The 16287-nt window shown below is 67.8% G+C and carries 16 protein-coding genes; 4 read left to right on the top strand and 12 right to left on the bottom strand.

The annotated features are described in order from the left end of the window. Positions 1–6: 6 nt before the first annotated feature. Positions 7–834, bottom strand: coding sequence for a hypothetical protein (locus tag A5773_RS18265; protein ID WP_066947308.1), 828 nt, complete (start codon positions 832–834; stop codon positions 7–9). Between the two features lie 78 nt (positions 835–912). Beyond that, positions 913–1209 carry a hypothetical protein gene (locus tag A5773_RS18260; protein ID WP_066947672.1) on the bottom strand — a complete coding sequence of 99 codons (297 nt, stop codon included), beginning with the start codon at positions 1207–1209 and terminating at the stop codon, positions 913–915. Between the two features lie 114 nt (positions 1210–1323). Here A5773_RS18260 and A5773_RS18255 point away from each other — a divergent pair, with 114 nt between their 5' ends. Next, entirely contained in the window at positions 1324–2082 is a 759-nt protein-coding gene (locus tag A5773_RS18255; RefSeq protein WP_066947310.1) for an isocitrate lyase/phosphoenolpyruvate mutase family protein, read from the top strand. A gap of 74 nt (positions 2083–2156) precedes the next feature. Here the strand turns inward: A5773_RS18255 and A5773_RS18250 are convergent, their stop codons facing one another. Then, positions 2157–2597: an Hsp20/alpha crystallin family protein gene (locus A5773_RS18250; protein ID WP_066947312.1), complete on the bottom strand. Its 441-nt coding sequence runs from the start codon at positions 2595–2597 to the stop codon at positions 2157–2159. 227 nt (positions 2598–2824) lie between these two features. Here A5773_RS18250 and nirB point away from each other — a divergent pair, with 227 nt between their 5' ends. Next, complete coding sequence (gene nirB / locus A5773_RS18245) at positions 2825–5404, top strand: nitrite reductase large subunit NirB (RefSeq protein ID WP_082948299.1); 2580 nt, start codon at positions 2825–2827, stop codon at positions 5402–5404. Further along, positions 5401–5757: a nitrite reductase small subunit NirD gene (nirD, locus tag A5773_RS18240; RefSeq protein ID WP_066947318.1), complete on the top strand. Its 357-nt coding sequence runs from the start codon at positions 5401–5403 to the stop codon at positions 5755–5757. Before nirB ends, nirD begins: the two co-directional genes overlap by 4 nt. Here nirD and A5773_RS18235 read toward each other — a convergent pair. The 8 genes from A5773_RS18235 to A5773_RS18200 form a co-directional block, all read right to left on the bottom strand. Further along, positions 5754–6206, bottom strand: a complete 453-nt coding sequence (locus tag A5773_RS18235; RefSeq protein ID WP_066947324.1) for a hypothetical protein — start codon at positions 6204–6206, stop codon at positions 5754–5756. The genes nirD and A5773_RS18235 overlap by 4 nt on opposite strands. Positions 6207–6278: 72 nt before the next feature. Beyond that, on the bottom strand, positions 6279–7052 hold the full coding sequence (locus A5773_RS18230) for a sirohydrochlorin chelatase (RefSeq protein WP_066947327.1): 774 nt from the start codon (positions 7050–7052) through the stop codon (positions 6279–6281). Then, a complete protein-coding gene (locus tag A5773_RS18225) occupies positions 7043–8194 on the bottom strand; it encodes a uroporphyrinogen-III synthase (RefSeq protein ID WP_066947330.1) in 1152 nt (383 codons plus the stop codon). The genes A5773_RS18230 and A5773_RS18225 overlap by 10 nt, the downstream gene beginning before the upstream one ends. 77 nt (positions 8195–8271) lie before the next feature. Beyond that, entirely contained in the window at positions 8272–9669 is a 1398-nt protein-coding gene (locus A5773_RS18220; RefSeq protein ID WP_067791965.1) for an MFS transporter, read from the bottom strand. Positions 9670–10067: 398 nt separating this feature from the next. Next, complete coding sequence (locus A5773_RS18215) at positions 10068–10985, bottom strand: 5-oxoprolinase/urea amidolyase family protein (protein WP_066947336.1); 918 nt, start codon at positions 10983–10985, stop codon at positions 10068–10070. Positions 10986–11000: 15 nt separating this feature from the next. Next, complete coding sequence (locus A5773_RS18210; protein ID WP_067791963.1) at positions 11001–11675, bottom strand: allophanate hydrolase subunit 1; 675 nt, start codon at positions 11673–11675, stop codon at positions 11001–11003. A 112-nt stretch (positions 11676–11787) separates the two neighbouring features. Then, on the bottom strand, positions 11788–12786 hold the full coding sequence (locus A5773_RS18205; RefSeq protein WP_067264380.1) for an ABC transporter substrate-binding protein: 999 nt from the start codon (positions 12784–12786) through the stop codon (positions 11788–11790). A 55-nt stretch (positions 12787–12841) separates the two neighbouring features. Further along, the gene (locus A5773_RS18200; RefSeq protein ID WP_066947346.1) at positions 12842–13426 is read right to left on the bottom strand and encodes a TetR family transcriptional regulator; all 585 of its coding nucleotides are present in this window, start codon (positions 13424–13426) and stop codon (positions 12842–12844) included. A gap of 156 nt (positions 13427–13582) precedes the next feature. Here A5773_RS18200 and A5773_RS18195 point away from each other — a divergent pair, with 156 nt between their 5' ends. Next, positions 13583–14971 carry a NarK family nitrate/nitrite MFS transporter gene (locus A5773_RS18195; protein ID WP_156659213.1) on the top strand — a complete coding sequence of 463 codons (1389 nt, stop codon included), beginning with the start codon at positions 13583–13585 and terminating at the stop codon, positions 14969–14971. A gap of 10 nt (positions 14972–14981) precedes the next feature. On the opposite strand, the gene A5773_RS18190 is transcribed toward A5773_RS18195, so the two are convergent. Then, the gene (locus tag A5773_RS18190) at positions 14982–16232 is read right to left on the bottom strand and encodes a DNA polymerase domain-containing protein (protein ID WP_067264383.1); all 1251 of its coding nucleotides are present in this window, start codon (positions 16230–16232) and stop codon (positions 14982–14984) included. Positions 16233–16287 lie beyond the last annotated feature (55 nt).

The following is a 16287-nucleotide window of genomic DNA, read 5'->3' as shown; positions in this document are numbered from 1 at the left end:
GGCTTCTCAGCCAACAAATCTCAGGTCAGGGATGGCACCGCCGGCCACCAGCGCGATGTAGAAGTCGGTGAGCATCAGGGTGCCCAGGGTGATCCAGGCGTACATCTTGTGGCGGGTGTTGATGTTGCTGACCTGGGTCCAGATCCAGTACCGCACAGGGTGCTTGGAGAAGTGCTTGAGCCGCCCGCCGGTCACGTGCCGGCAGGAGTGGCAGGACAGCGTGTAGATCCACAACATGACGACGTTGCCGACCATGATCAGGTTGCCCAGCCCGAAACCGAAGCCGCCCGGGCCGGAGTCGGAGTGGAACGCGATGATCGCGTCGTAGGTGTTGATCACCGAGATGATGCCGGCAATGTAGAAGAAGTACCGGTGGCTGTTCTGGATGATGAGCGGGAACCTGGTCTCGCCGGTGTAGTGGACGCGGGGCTCGGCCACCGCGCAGGCGCTGGGCGACTGCCACACCGTGCGGTAGTAGGCGCCGCGGTAGTAATAACAGGTCAACCGGAACAGCAGCAGGAACGGCAGCGTCAGCGCCGCGTACGGCAGCCACCAGACGTCCGGCAGGATCTGCGGCCAGAAGTCGCCGGCCGCCCCGCAGGCCTTGCTCACGCACGGGGAGTAGAACGGCGTCAGGTAGTGATACTTCGGGACGAAGAAGTAATCGCGTTGGAAGGCCCGCAGGGTCGCGTAGATGACGAACGCGGCGAAGCCCAAGTCGATCCGCAGCGGCGACATCCACCACCGGTCGGTACGTAGGGTCCGTTGCGGGATGCGGGCGCGCGTGGGTGAAAAGACACCTGACGCAGGACGGTTCGCCGTGGGTGCGCTCATCTAGTGTTCCTCTTCGAACGGGCTGTTGGTCGAAGGGTACACAGAGAGCACCCCCTCATTTCCGGGGGGCTTGGGTTGTCAGGACCTGCTGTGACCCCCGACACCCTCGTCGTCGACATCGCGCCAGAATTCGCTGTCGTACTGGGTGTCGGGAATGACGATCTTCTCGCTTGACTGCTGCACGGTGGCGCGCGCCAGGTCCAACTCGGACACGTCGGTGTCAAGCAGTTCGACGTCGGACAGGATCCGGTCGGCGTCGATGACGATGCGCCGCATCGCGGGGCTGTCACCGTAGCGACTCTTCAGGGAGCCCACGCACCGCCGCAGGCCGCCGATGAGGTCGTGCAGTTCGGCGAGTTCAGTAGTGGTGCTCAACGGATCTCCTTGCGCGGGCGGTGTCACGGATCACAGTACGCCCCCGATACTATCGACGGCACAGCCTGACGTCAGGCGACTCACTTCCTTCCCCAACCCGGAGCAAAGACGCCCATGCCAGGTCAGACCGCCGCCGACCGTGCCGCCGCGCTGCTCGACCTGCACCGACCGGGTGACCCGGTGGTGCTGCCCACCGTGTGGGACGCCTGGTCGGCCAGCCACGCCACCGACGCCGGGTTCGCCGCGCTCACCGTGGGCAGTCATCCGCTGGCGGATTCGGTCGGCAAACCCGACGGGGAGGGCATGTCGTTCGACGATGTGCTGGCCCGGATCGCCCAGATCACGGCCGCGGTCGACGTCCCGGTCTCGGTGGACGTCGAATCCGGTTACGGGTTGGGGGCCGAGCGCCTGATCGAGGGCCTGCTGAGCGTCGGGGCCGTCGGGCTGAACATCGAAGACACCGTGCACTCCGAGGGCAAGCGGCTGAGGTCCGCCGGTGAGCACGCCGAGTTGGTGGGCGCGCTGCGGGCGGCCGCCGATGCGGCCGGGGTGCACGTCGTGATCAACGCCCGCACCGATCTCTTCCTGCGCAAGGACGGGGACGATGCGGACCGCGTCGAGCGGGCGGTGGCGCGACTGACCGAAGCCGCGGACGCGGGCGCCGATGTGCTCTACCCGGTGGGTCGGCACGACCCGGAGACGTTGCGCCGCTTGGCCGCAGAGCTGCCGTTGCCGGTCAACGCGATCGCGCTGCCCGATCAGGACGACCCGGCGTCCTTCGGGCCGCTGGGTGTCGCACGCATCAGCTTCGGCCCCTTCTTTCAGGCCGCGCTGGCGACCCGGGCCAGGGAACTGCTGGCGCGCTGGCGCTGATCCGGGACGAAAACAGTTGCACGACAGAGGGATCCGGCGGGATCGAATGACCCCGCCGGATCGTGGTTCACCTCTTACTTGGTGATCTCGATGCGCCGCGCCTGGCTGCCTGCATAGGCGCCGGTGACCCGCACGGTCAGCACGCCGGCGTCGTACGAGGCCGTGATGGCGTCGCCGGTGACGTGGGCCGGCAGCTGGAACGACCGGCGGAAGGATCCATAGCGGACCTCGCGCAGGGTGCGCCCCTCTTTCTCTTCGGCGTGCTCGTCGCGGCGTTCGCCGTGGATCACGAGTCGGCCGCGGTCGACCTCTACGTTGACGTCCTTCTCGACGTCAACGCCGGGGAGCTCGATGCGTACGATCGCGTCCTCGCCGTCCTTGGCGATCTCGGCGGCGGGGTTGAAACCGCTGGTCACCGGCTTGTACCAGTCTGACGCGGCGGCGGGGCCGAAGAAGTCACGCAACCACCGGTCGGTGTCCCAGGCCGGTCGCGACCACAGTGCGAGGTTACTCATGGGGATCTCCTTGTACTTCCTTGAGCTTTGTTGTGGGTTTGCTGTGTCCGGCGCCTCTCCGGCCGGCTACAAGGAGAAACATGAGTCGACCACGCTTAAGTTCCACCTAGGCGTTCGCCCTGGGCGAACGAATATTCACAGGGCTCCCTGTGAGTTGTGAGATCCTCGTCATAGGACCGTCACATTGGGCGAAATCGCGGTAATTTCCGGCCGCTAACCTCAAAGCCATGGCTGCAGACGGGATTTCGCGCGCTCAGTGTGCGGGCGGTCACATCGTCGTAGTCGGGCACGGCATGGTGGGGCACCGGCTCGTCGAGGCGCTCCGGGCGCGTGATGCCGAGGGGCTGTGGCGCATCACGGTTTTGGCCGAGGAGGCGGACGCGGCTTACGACCGCGTCGGCCTCACCTCGTACACCGAGAGCTGGGATCGCAAGCTGCTGGCGCTGCCGGGCAACGACTACGCGGGTGACGAACGGGTTCGATTGGTGCTGAACGCTCGCGTCACCGAGATCGACCGGGAAGCGAAGTCGGTGCTCACGGCCGACGGGCAACGGCACGGCTACGACACGCTGGTGCTGGCCACCGGGTCCTACGCATTCGTTCCGCCGGTGCCCGGCCACGACCTGGCGGCGTGCCACGTGTATCGCACGCTCGATGACCTCGACGCCATCCGGGCAGACGCCCAGTGCACGGTGGAAGCCGGTCGCACCCCGGCGGGCGTGGTGATCGGCGGCGGCCTGTTGGGTCTGGAAGCCGCTAACGCGCTGCGCCAGTTTGGGTTACAGACGCACGTCGTCGAGATGATGCCGCGCCTGATGGCCCAGCAGATCGACGAGGGTGGCGGCGCCCTGCTGGCCAAGATGGTCGGCGACCTGGGCATCGCGGTGCACGTGGGCACGGGTACCGAGTCGATCGAAGCGATCGATCATGGCGACGGTGTGTCGTCGGTGCGGGTGCGCCTGACCGATGGCGAGGTCATCGACGCCGGGCTGGTCATTTTCGCGGCCGGCATCCGGCCGCGCGACGAGCTGGCCAGGGCCGCGGGTCTGGAGCTCGCCGAACGCGGCGGCGTGCTCACCGACTTGGCATGCCGCACGAGCGATCCGGACATCTACGCGGTCGGCGAGGTCGCCGCGATCGGTGGCCGGTGCTACGGCCTGGTGGGACCGGGCTACACCTCCGCAGAGGTGGTGGCCGACCGCCTGCTGAACGGGGCCGCGGAGTTCGGCGAAGCGGACCTGTCGACCAAGCTCAAGCTGCTCGGTGTCGACGTGGCCAGCTTCGGTGATGCGATGGGCGTGACCGAGAACTGCCTCGAAGTCGCCATCAACGACGCGGTCAAGAAGACCTACGCCAAGCTGGTGCTGTCCGACGACGCGAAGACCCTGCTCGGCGGAGTCCTGGTGGGCGATGCCTCGTCGTACGGGGTGCTGCGGCCCATGGTCGGCAGCGAGCTGCCCGGTGATCCGCTCGCGCTGATCGCCCCGGCTTCCGGCGAGGCTCCGGCGTTGGGAGTCGGCGCGCTGCCGGATTCCGCGCAGATCTGCTCGTGCAACAACGTCACCAAGGGCGATTTGAAGTGCGCCATCGCCGACGGCTGCGCCGACGTGCCCTCGCTCAAGTCGTGCACCGCGGCCGGCACGTCGTGCGGCTCGTGCGTGCCCCTGCTCAAGCAGCTGCTGGAAGCCGAGGGCGTCGAACAGTCCAAGGCGCTGTGCGAGCACTTTAGCCAGTCGCGGGCGGAGCTCTTCGAGATCATCTCGGCCACCGAGATCCGGACCTTCTCGGGCCTGCTGGAGCGCTTCGGCCGCGGAAAGGGTTGCGACATCTGCAAACCCGTGGTTGCGTCCATCCTGGCCTCCACCGGCTCGGACCACATCCTCGAAGGCGAACAAGCCTCGCTGCAGGATTCCAACGACCACTTCCTGGCCAACATCCAGAAGAACGGCAGCTACTCGGTGGTGCCGCGGGTGCCGGGCGGCGACATCAAGCCCGAGCACCTGATCCTGATCGGGCAGATCGCGCAGGACTTCGGCCTCTACACCAAGATCACCGGCGGCCAGCGGATCGACATGTTCGGCGCCCGGGTGGACCAGCTGCCGGAGATCTGGCGACGGCTGGTCGACGGCGGCATGGAATCCGGCCACGCCTACGGCAAGGCACTGCGCACCGTGAAGAGCTGCGTCGGCACCGACTGGTGCCGTTACGGCCAGCAGGATTCGGTGCAGCTGGCGATCGACCTGGAGCTGCGCTACCGGGGCCTGCGGGCGCCACACAAGATCAAGATGGGTGTTTCGGGTTGCGCGCGGGAGTGCGCCGAAGCGCGCTCCAAGGACGTCGGGGTCATCGCCACCGAAAAGGGCTGGAACCTCTACGTCGGCGGCAACGGCGGCATGACGCCCAAGCACGCCCAGCTGTTGGCCAGCGACCTGGACACCGAGACGCTGGTCCGTTACGTCGACCGGTTCGTCATGTACTACATCCGGACCGCCGACCGGCTGCAGCGCACCGCCCCCTGGGTGGATTCGCTCGAGGGCGGCCTCGATCACGTGCGCGAGGTCGTCTGCGAGGACTCGCTGGGCCTGGCCGACGAATTCGAGGCCGCAATGGAGCGGCACGTGCAGAACTACAAGTGTGAATGGAAGGGCGTGCTCGACGACCCGGACAAGATGTCGCGGTTCGTCTCGTTCGTCAACGCCCCGGACGCCGTCGACTCGACGGTGGAGTTCACCGAGCACGCCGGGCGCAAAATCCCGGTGTCCATTGGCATGCCGAAGATCCGTACGGGAGCTGGAGAGGAATCATGACACTTCTCAACGACATTCAGGTGTGGACGACGGCCTGCGAGTACGACCGGCTCATCCCGGGTCGGGGAGTCGGCGTGCTGCTCGACGACGGTTCCCAGGCGGCGTTGTTCCGGTTGGACGACGGCTCGGTGTACGCGGTGGGTAACGTCGACCCGTTCTCCGGCGCGGCCGTGCTCTCGCGCGGGATCGTGGGCGACCGCGGGGGCCGGGTCACGGTTCAGTCGCCAATCCTCAAGCAGGCCTTCTCGCTGGAAGACGGTGAGTGCCTGGACGATCCGAACTTCTCGGTGCCGGTGTACCCGGCGCGCGTCACCGCCGACGGCTTCGTCCAGGTCGGTCGGATCGCCGCCTAGCGGGTGATATCACCGACGAGGTAACGCTGCATCGTCGGGCCGATGGCGTCGACGATCGCGTCGACCGACATCGAATGCAGCGGCTCGGAGCGAATGCCGTAGCGCATGATGCCCAGGCCGACCAGTTGTGAGGCGCACAGCGAGGCCCGGGTGGCTGCCTTGTCGGCCCCCAGGACCTTCAGCAGCGGGCCGAAAACCGGTCCGATGAACATGCTTTGCACGGTTTCGGCGGTCTTGGCCATCCCGGTGGAAGCTATCGCGCTGGCGGCGAAGGGGCCACCGCCGGCGGCGTCCCACGTGGTGATCAACATGCGTAGCGTCTGACGGCCGACCTGGTTCACCCCGCCGGTGACGATCCGGTCGATGAATTCCGGTGTGCCGAACGGCAACCGCAGCATCTTGGCGACCGGATCCAGAAGCCCGCGCGACGGTTCTTCGTGACGGGGCATGCTGTCAGGATCGCCCGTATCGGAGCAAAGAGCAAGCGTCGAGCGGTCGGCGCGCCTAACCGGCCAGGGCTGTCAAGCCACCGAACTCGGCCGCATGATCCGGTCGTGGACCAGCCGCTGCGCGGTCGGTCGCCGCGAAGCGTGCCGGGTGGTGGGGGCGAGGACCGGCGGCATGGCCCGGCGGAATCGATTGGCGATCAAGCGGGCCAGGCCGGGATGGGTGCCCAGCGGCCGACTGACCAGGTCGGCGCCGCAGGCGTGCAGCCGTTCCTGGAACAGGCCGTCGGCCAGCAGGTAGGAGGCGACGACGACCCGCGCGTTGGGTGCAAGGCGCCTGGCCTCGTCGACCGCTTCCGGCAATTGCGGATCCCCGGTGGCCGCGAAGCCCAGGCTGACGCGCGACCCGGTCAGCGCCGACACCAGCGTCGCGGTGGTGTGCAGGTCGGCGCGGGCCCTGGCATCCGATGTTCCCGCCGTCGCGAGAATCACGGAATCGCCAGGGCGCCAACCGCATTTCACCAACTGATCGCCGACGATCCGGGCGACCTGGCCACTCGGGCCCAGCGCCGGCGTGACGATCGCGTTCGGGTGGCCGCTCAGCTCGACGTGGGCCGGCAGGTCGGCGCGGACGTGATAGCCGCGCGACAAGAACGCCGGCAGCACGATGGCCGGCCTGCCGGTGGCCCTCACCCGCGACAGCACCTCGCTGGGGGTGGGGCCCAGCACGTCGACGAACGCGACCTCCACCGGCCGGCCCGTCAACGAACTGGCTTGCGCGGCAAGCTCTTCGACCATCGCCACACCCTCCGGCCGGCGAGTGCCGTGCGCGACCATGATCAGCGCCATGGGGAACTCGCCCGCTGCTCGGTCGCGAGCCGGTACCCACGCTTGACCACCGTCGCGATGATGTTCTTGTCGCCCAAAGCTGTTCGCAGCCGCAGCACGGCCGTGTCGACGGCGTGCGGGTCATTGCTGTTGCCGGGCAGTGCGCGTAGCAGGTCCCCGCGGGCGACGACGTCGCCGGGGCGTTTCGCCAGCGCGCGCAGTATCCCCATGCCGGACGGCGACAGCACCTTGATCGAGCCGTCCACCAGCACGCAAGTGCCGCGGATATCGACCGTGTGGCCGGCGGCGGTCACCGCGCACGAACCCAGCAGCGGTAGCTCCTCGGCGACGTGACGGGCCAAGGCGCCCAACCGCATTCGTTCCGGGGAAGACGTCGGCACGCCTTTGCGGATCAACGGCTTGGAGGTCACCGGGCCGACGCACATCGCGTGCACGTCGCTGCGCAGGGCGCCCAGCACCTGGTCTTCGACGTCCAGCTCGCGGCTGCGCTCCAGCACCGCCGCGGCCGCGGGCGCCGACGTAAAGGTGACCGCATCGAACTGCCGTCCCGCGATCCCGGTCACCAGCTGATCGAACGTGCCGCCCAACGGCGTTGGCTTCCACCGGTACACCCGGACGGGCACCACCTCGGCGCCCCCCATGCGCAACCCGCCGAGGAATTCCGGGAAGGGATCCCACGCGTCGGCGGCGCCATGCAGCTGGACCGCCACCCGCAGTCCGGCCACACCCGAGTTGAGCAGGTATTCCAGCACCTCCTGCGAGGACTCGGAGTCCGGCGACCACTCCTCGTGCAGACCGGCGGCGCGCAGCGCGCCGGTCGCCTTGGGTCCGCGCGAGACGATCCGCGCCGACGATAGGGCGGTGATGAGCGGGCTGACCAGCCCCCATCCCTCGGCCGCGGCCAGCCAGCCGCGGAACCCGATGCCGGTGTGCGCGACCAGGATGTCGGGTGGCTCGGCGATCAACGCCTCGGTGTTACGGTGCAGTTCGTCATCGTCGGGCAGCGCGATCATGTTGATCGCGGGTGCGCTGCACACCTCGGCGCCTTGTCGGCTGAGCAGCGCGCACAGCTCCTCGGAGCGCCGGGCGGAGGTCACCGCGATGCGGTAACCCGTCAGCGGCGGGGAGTCGGGCCGGGCCATATCACCTGTGTATGCCTGTCAGATTTCGGTTGCGTTACCTGGCAATTGCTTACGCATTGCCCACAGTGAGGCCACCCTCACACGCGGGCCAGCGCGCCTGCCGTCTCACCGTTCGCCGCCTCGGCGGGCAGCACCGGCCGCCGCACGTACACCATCCACGTGATGATCGCTGCCACGACGTAGGAGGCGAGGAACGCCAGGTATGCCGACGTCTCCGTGCCGGTAGCCAGGTAGGACTGGCGCAGCGCGAGGTTGATGCCCACGCCGCCGAGGGCGCCCACCGCGGAGCAGACGCCGATCAGCGATCCGGACTTGGCGCGCGCCCAGTGGCGCCGCTCGTCCTCGCCCGTCTCCAGGGCGCGGCTACGCGCCTCATATACCGAGGGGATGAGCTTGAACACCGAACCGTTGCCCATCCCGGACAGAATGAACAACACCATGAAGCCGACGACGTAGCCGATCATGCTGGTCGAGTGCGCCCCGGAATTGCGATCATCGAAAGTGCTCATGAAAACCAGCAATCCGGCGCCCAGGGTCATCCCGACGAGCACGCCGAGCGTCACCCGGCTGCCACCCCTGCGGTCGGCCAGCCGGCCACCGTAGATGCGCGCCAGCGAGCCCAGCAGCGGTCCGATGAAGGCCACCTGCGCGGCGTGCAGCGCCGCGTGCTTGGCGCTTTCGCCGTTGGCCAGGAAGTTGACCTGCATCACCTGACCGAAGGCGAAGGAGAAGCCGATCCAGGAGCCGAACGTGCAGATGTAGAGGAGGGAGATCACGTAGGTGTCGCGCTCGACCAGGATCGACCGCATCGTGTTCAGCTGCGTGCCGTGGCCGACGTTGTCCATGAACAGCACGGCCCCAATGCCCACGATCGCCAGCATCACCAGGTACACCGCGCACACCCAATACGGTGCCTCGTGCCCGGCCGTGGCGAGCACCAACAGCCCGACCAGCTGGATCACCGCCACCCCGAGGTTGCCGACACCGGCATTGACGGCCAGCGCCGAGCCTTTGAGCCGCTGCGGGTAAAAGGCGTTCACGTTGGCCAGCGAAGCCGCGTAGTTGCCGCCACCCAGCCCGGTCAGCGCGGCGCATACCACGAACGGCCACAGCGGCAGTCCGGGGTTGGCGAGCAACACGATGGTGCCGGCCGTCGGGATCAGCAGCACGAAGGCCGAGAAGGCGGTCCAGTTGCGACCACCGAACGTCGCGATGCCCAGGGTGTAGGGAATGCGGGCCAGCCCGCCGACCAGGGTGGCGACGGCGCCCAGCAGCAGCTTGTCGCCGGCGGAGAAGCCGTAGATGTGCGAAGGCATGAACAGTGCCATGACGGGCCACAGCGTCCAGATCGAGAAGGCGACGTGGTCGCCTGCGATGGTGCATAACAGATTGCGGCGCGCGATCTTCTTGTTGCCGGCCTCCCAGGCCGCCGTGTCTTCTGGATTCCAGTCCGCGATGTGGTGATTGCGGGCCATCCGATTGTCACCTTTCGTCGACTGCGATGTTTTCGGGGAACGGCACGGGGCGGTGCTCATTTCCGGTCGGCTGTCGGTGAATCCGATTGTGCGCCTTGGGATGGCGGGAGTACGCCACTCCGCACGGAGGCGTGCATAAGACTCCCTCTCGTCAGGACCCATTCAGCCGCACAACGGGAAGAGAAGTGGGCGCCCCGAATGAAGAGGGATGCCCCGCCGTGCATTTCGATGCTCACATTCGAGACGGAGTCGGGTCAACTCAATACGGCCCGAATCGCCTGTAAGTTGATTACCAGTTATCTGGTAAAACCCTGTAGGTGGCGAATACCGAAATGGCCACCCATTTCAAGTGATTCGGCTCGGCCGGGCGACTTTATGTGAGCTGGAATACATTCCGGCTAGGAAAACGGCAAGACCGCGACGCCGGACTGCGATTGGACGCCCGCCAGCACCCTCGGGCGCGACCAGTGCAGGCGCACCGACTGTCCGGGGCGCACCTGGGCGATTTTGTCGATGTCCTCGTCGACCACCACGCCCACCACCGGGTAGCCGCCGGTGACCGGGTGGTCGGGCCCGAGGATCACCGGTAAACCGTTGGGCGGCACCTGAATCGCGCCGCGGGTGGTCCCCTCGCTGGGCAGCTGGCGGTCCGGGTAGCAGTGCTGCAGGGGGCGGCCGACCAATCGCATTCCCACCCGATCGCTGCGATCGGATGCCACCCAATCGTTGTGCACCAGGGCATCGGGGTCGACGAACCAATCGTCGCGCGGCCCGGGCACCACCGCCAGCTCGACCATGTTGCCGGTGATCGCCGCCACCGGCGCCTGATCGAGTTCGGGGTAGTCCAGGGTGTGCTCACCGACCGGGAGCTGATCTCCCGCTCGCAGCGGCGACGGGCCGATGGCCGACATCACGTCGTAGCTGCGCGAGCCGAGCACGGGCTCCACGGCGATGCCGCCCCGCACCGCCAGGTACGTGCGCAGCCCGGCGCTCGGCGTGCCCAGGGCGATCGTTTGGCCGTCGCGGACGTGCTGGATGCTGTTGGTGCCGAACTTAATCCCGTTGACGGTCGGGTTGGCGTCTGCCCCTGTCACGGCGATGTCGATGTCGCCGCCCCGGACCCTGGCGGCGAAACCGCCGAGCGTCACTTCGACCGTGGCGCGGTCATCGGGGTTGGCCACCAGGCGGTTGGCCAACTGGTGTGCGCGGCGGTCGGCGGCCCCCGACCGGCTCACGCCGAGGTGGGCGAGTCCCGGCCGGCCCAGGTCCTGGACGACGGCGAGCGGTCCGGTGCGAAGGATCTCCAGGGTGCTCACGGCGATCTCCTTACCTCAGACGGCCCGGAACTGAACCCACATGCCCTGTGTCAGCAGCGCCGGCTCGGGCCGTTCGAGGTCCCACAGGACCGCGTCGGTGCGGCCGATCAGCTGCCAGCCACCGGGCGACTGGCGCGGGTATATCGCGCTGAACTCACCGGCCAGGCCGACCGAGCCGGCGGGCACCGAGGTGCGTGGCTCGGTGCGGCGCGGCACCCGAAGGCGCGCGTCGCCGTCGACCAGGTACGCGAAACCCGGGGCGAACCCGCTGAATCCGACCCGCCACAGCGAACCGGTGTGCGCGTCGATCACCTGCGCGATGCTCAGCCCGGTATGGCCGGCGACCTCCGCCAGGTCCGGGCCGTCGTATACGACGTCGATGACCACGTCGGCACGGCGTTCGGGCGCGGCGAGCTCCTCGGCGGCGACCCGCATCTTGCGCAGTCGCTGACGGATCACCCCTTGGCTGCGGGGGCCGTCCAGCTTCACCAGAACCGTGCGGGCGGCCGGCACGATGTCGACCACACCGGGCAGCGCCGCGGCGCGCAGCTGCGCCGCCCACGCCAATACCTCGGCGGTGCTGCCGCATTGCAGCAGAAGCGCGTTGTCGCCGAAGTCCAGAACCGTGTTGCCGACCAGTTCCGTCGGCAGGTCCTTGGACACGTTGTCAATAAGGTCCGTCACGCTCATTACTCGACGGTAACCTCCCCATCGCCGAGCGGGCGAGGGGCGAGCCACGGATTTTCGAACACTGCCAGAGCTGCCTTAGCAAACGCTCAAACGCCGCTGGCGCGGCCGGGATCTAACCGAGGATTTTGCCGATTTGCGGGGGGAGCTGATCGGCGACCAAGGGGTAGCTCAGTGGCGAGGAAAAGGCGATCGCGCCGGCCTGCTCCTTGGTGGTGAAGATGTGCCGGTTCTGCGCGGTGGCCTGGGAGGCCGCTACGTCGGGGTCGGCGAGCAATGCCTTTTGGTCGTCGGGGTTCTCGGTTGTCCAGATGATTACATCGGCGGAATCGAGCACCGCCCTGATGTGATCGCGGGGGATGACGGCGCGGTGATCGGTGCCGAAAGGCTTGATGCTGTCGGCGATCACCAACCCCATCTGGTTCAGGAAGTCGGTGCGCCAGCCGGCCATGGTCGCGACGATGGTCCCCTGCCAGAGCGTGCCCTGCATCAGCAACGCCTTCTTGCCCGTCCAGGCCGGGTGTTCCTTGCCGACGGCGGTGAATTTCTGGTCGACGGCGTCGACCAGCGATTTCATCTGGTCGGCCTGGAACACCGCCTGTCCGATGGCGGTGGCCTGCTCCTTCCACGGTTCGAAGAAGGCGTCGCCGTCCGACTGCGGCACGGTCGGGGCGATCGCGGAAAGCTTCTGATAGGTGTCGGCGTCCACGCCCGCGTTGGTGGCCACGATCAAATCCGGTTTGAGGCCCGCGATCTGGTCGACCGGGATCCCGTTGTCGAGGTTCAGCACCACCGGCTGTGCCCCGCCGAGCCTGGGCTGGGCCCACGGCCACACCGCGAACGGCTGATCACCGAACCAGTAGGTCACCGCGATCGGCACCACGCCGACCGCGAGCAGGTCGTCCTGCTCGGTGTAGCCGGCACTGACCACGCGCTTGGGCGGCTCCTTGATGACGGTCTCACCGAACAGGTGATTGATGGTCACCGATTTGCCGCCGGGGGCACCCGACGACGGTTTGCCCGACGAGCATGCCGCCGGAGCACCGGCGACCGCGGCGACCGTCGCAGCCCCCGCGAGCTGCAAGAATCCCCGTCGATTCCAACCCTGGCGCATCGCGTGAGATTATCGCGTTCCCTGCCCGCCAGGGCATCGCCGCGCGGTTGCGCGCTCAGTCCAGCGGCATGCCGGCGTCCAGGAAGTCCAGCGCCCGATAGACGGTGTCGGCCGTTTGCGGCGCGCTGTCGAACGCCGCCATCATGGCCCCGACCATCGCGCCGACGTACACGCGGACTTCGAAATCGGTTGCGCCACGGCCGATCCGGCGACCGATGGCCTCCGCCATGACGTTCACGGTGCGGTAGTACTCGTCGTAGAGGGCGGCCTTGAGCTCGGGTATCGAGAAGATCAGCCGCTGCCGGGTGTTCTCGAACTCCAACTGCTCGGGTGACAGGCCGGCCATCGTCGTGGCGTAGGCGCGGCGGATGGCTTGGCTCGGCGACAGCTCGGGCGGCTGGGCGTCGAACGCGGCCATTATCAGCGGATCGAGGTCGTCGGCCAGCAGCAGCGACTCCTTGGACGGGAAATAGCGGAAGAAGGTGCTGGGTGACACATCGGCGGCGTCGGCGATCTGTTCGACGGTGGTGGCGCCGTAGCCGTTGGCGTCGAACAGCCGGAACGCCTCGCGGCGCAGGGCATGGCGGGTCTTGATCTTCTTGCGTTCCCGCAGCCCCAGGGGCTGGTCAGTCGCCGGCATGTGGCGATTCTCCCGCATTCTGGGTGCGAAAAGTTCTGACAGAGGCTCGAAGGCCACTGCGAGATCCACGTATCTCCGGCGTAACTGTGGCCACGCGGCCCGGTAACAGTCCTTTCCTAACGTCGGGGCGTGACTACGACGACTTCTGAAGAGCCGATCGCTCCGGTCCTTGCGCCCGCGCCTGAGCGCCCGCCGCACCGGGGCGGGCACTGGATCGACGACTGGCGGCCCGAAGACCCCGCATTCTGGGAGACCACCGGCAAACCGATCGCCCGCCGCAACCTGATCTTCTCGATCTTCGCCGAGCACGTCGGCTTCAGCGTCTGGATGTTGTGGAGCATCGTGGTGGTCCAGATGACCGCCGGCCCCCACGGGCATCCGTCCGCGTCCGGCTGGGCGCTGACCGCCAGCCAGGCGCTGTGCCTGGTCGCCGTCCCGAGCGGCGTCGGCGCCTTCCTACGCCTGCCCTACACCTTCGCGGTCCCCCTGTTCGGCGGCCGCAACTGGACGACCATCTCGGCGGCATTGTTGCTGATCCCGTGCGTGCTGCTGGCCTGGGCGGTCAGCCATCCCGGCCTCTCGTTCACCGTCCTGGTGGCGATCGCCGCGACCGCCGGCTTCGGTGGCGGCAACTTCGCCTCGTCGATGGCCAACATCTCGTTCTTCTACCCGGAGAAGGACAAGGGCTGGGCGCTGGGCCTCAACGCGGCCGGCGGCAACGTCGGCGTCGCGGTGGTGCAGAAGATCATCCCGCCTATCGTCGTCGCCGGCGGCGGGGTGGCGCTGGCGCGCGCCGGTCTGTTCTACGTGCCGCTGGCCGTGGTGGCCGCGGTGTGCGCATTCGTCTTCATGAACAACCTGTCCGAGGCGAAGGCCGACGTGCGGCCGGTCTGGCAGTCGCTGCGGCATCCCGACACCTGGGTCATGTCGCTGCTCTACATCGGCACATTCGGATCATTCATCGGCTACTCGGCGGCCTTTCCGACCCTGCTCAAGACGGTGTTCGGCCGCGGCGACATCGCGTTGACCTGGGCGTTCCTCGGCGCGGCGATCGGCTCGGTCATCCGGCCCCTAGGCGGCAAGCTGGCCGACCGGATCGGCGGCGCGCGGATCACCGCGGTCAGCTTCGTCATGCTCGCCGCGGGCGCCGCGGCGGCGCTGTGGTCGGTCAACGCCAAGAATCTGCCGCTGTTCTTCGCCAGCTTCATGTTCTTGTTCGTCGCGACCGGCATCGGCAACGGCTCGACCTATCGGATGATCTCGAGGATCTTCGTGATCAAGGGGCAGCTCGCCGGCGGCGATCCCGACACCATGGCGCACATGCGTCGCCAGGCCGCTGGCGCGCTGGGCGTGATCTCGTCGATCGGCGCCTTCGGCGGGTTCGTCGTGCCGCTGGCGTACGCCTGGTCGAAATCGCAATTCGGCAGCATCGAGCCCGCACTGCGGTTCTACGTGGGCTTCTTCCTGGCCTTACTGGTGGTCACCTGGTACTGCTACCTGCGCAAGGGCAACGCCTACCACACGCAGGCGGGGGCCGGGGTGTAGCCGCCCGCCCTCAGCTCGACGGCTTCTGCTTGCCCCCGTAACCTTCCCAGGGGCTGTAGTCGGCGATCAGCTCCTCCTGCGGAGGTCGCTGGTCGGCCGGCACATGCTGCAGGTTGACCCGAATGCGATACCAGATCGAACTCGGCCCGCGCATGCCGTCGACCAATACGTCGACCGGTTGCAGCAGGCGAGACACGTCCGGGTGGCGGTCGCGCCAGGTGTCCAGCGCGGCCAGCGCCTCGTCCTTGGTCTTGGTGCGGGCGATCTCGATAAGCGGCATCACCGACCGGCGTCGGCCGTCGGCCGTGCCGGATCCCTTCGGCGCGCGCTCCGGGGGTCCCATCTCCTCGGCCAGCACCAGCAGCCGGTCGAGCTCACCGACCGCGTCGTCCATCCCCTCCCACGGGTCACCCATCGCGGCGAACCGGCCGGGCACGGTGTCGATGGTGAACTCCTCGGGAAGGCGTTCGGTGACTTCGTCCCACAACAGCGGCGTCGACACCCGGGCGTCCGGCGTCGCCCGCACCGAGTACGCGGACGCGACCGTGCGGTCCTTGGCGTTCTGGTTGAAGTCGACGAACACCCCCTCGCGTTCTTCCTTCCACCATCGGCTGGTCGCCGCGTCGGGCACCCGCCGCTCGACCTCGCGGGCCACGGTCTGGGCGGCCAGCCGCACCTGCCGGAACTCCCAGCGCGGGGCGATCCGCGCGTAGATGTGAAAACCGCGGCTCCCGGAGGTCTTCGGCCACGCGGTCAGGCCGTAGTCCTCCAGCACCTCGCGGGCCACCAGCGCGACGTCGACGATCCGCCGCCAGGAGACCCCGGGCATCGGATCCAGGTCGACCCGCAGTTCGTCGGGATGGTCGAGGTCGCCGGCCAGCACCGGGTGCGGGTTGAGGTCGACACAGCCCAGGTTGATCGCCCACGCCAGTCCGGCGGCGTCATGGATGACTGCCTCGGCGGCCGACGTGCCGCGCGCGTAGTGCAGTTCGGCGACGTCGACCCAGTCGGGCCGGTTCTTCGGCGCGCGCTTCTGGAACACCGCCTCCTCGGAGATGCCCTTGACGAAGCGCTTCAGGATCATCGGCCGGCCGGCCGCCCCGCGCAGCGCGCCCTCGGCCACGGACAGGTAGTAACGGACCAGGTCAAGTTTGGTGTGCGGCCCCATGCCGCCGTGGGCTTCGAACACCACTTTGTCCGGGTGGGTGATGGTGACTTGGCGCCCATCCATATCCAGCGAAACCGGACCCATGTTCATCATCGTAAGTCGGTGGGTACTTACCCCTCGGAATGCGACGGACGTCACATAGGGTGGA

Source organism: Mycobacterium sp. 852014-52450_SCH5900713, assembly GCF_001667075.1.
Taxonomy (GTDB): Bacteria; Actinomycetota; Actinomycetes; order Mycobacteriales; family Mycobacteriaceae; genus Mycobacterium.
The sequence above is the reverse complement of the archived record's forward strand: the minus strand, read 5'-3'. Positions and strand labels throughout refer to the sequence as shown.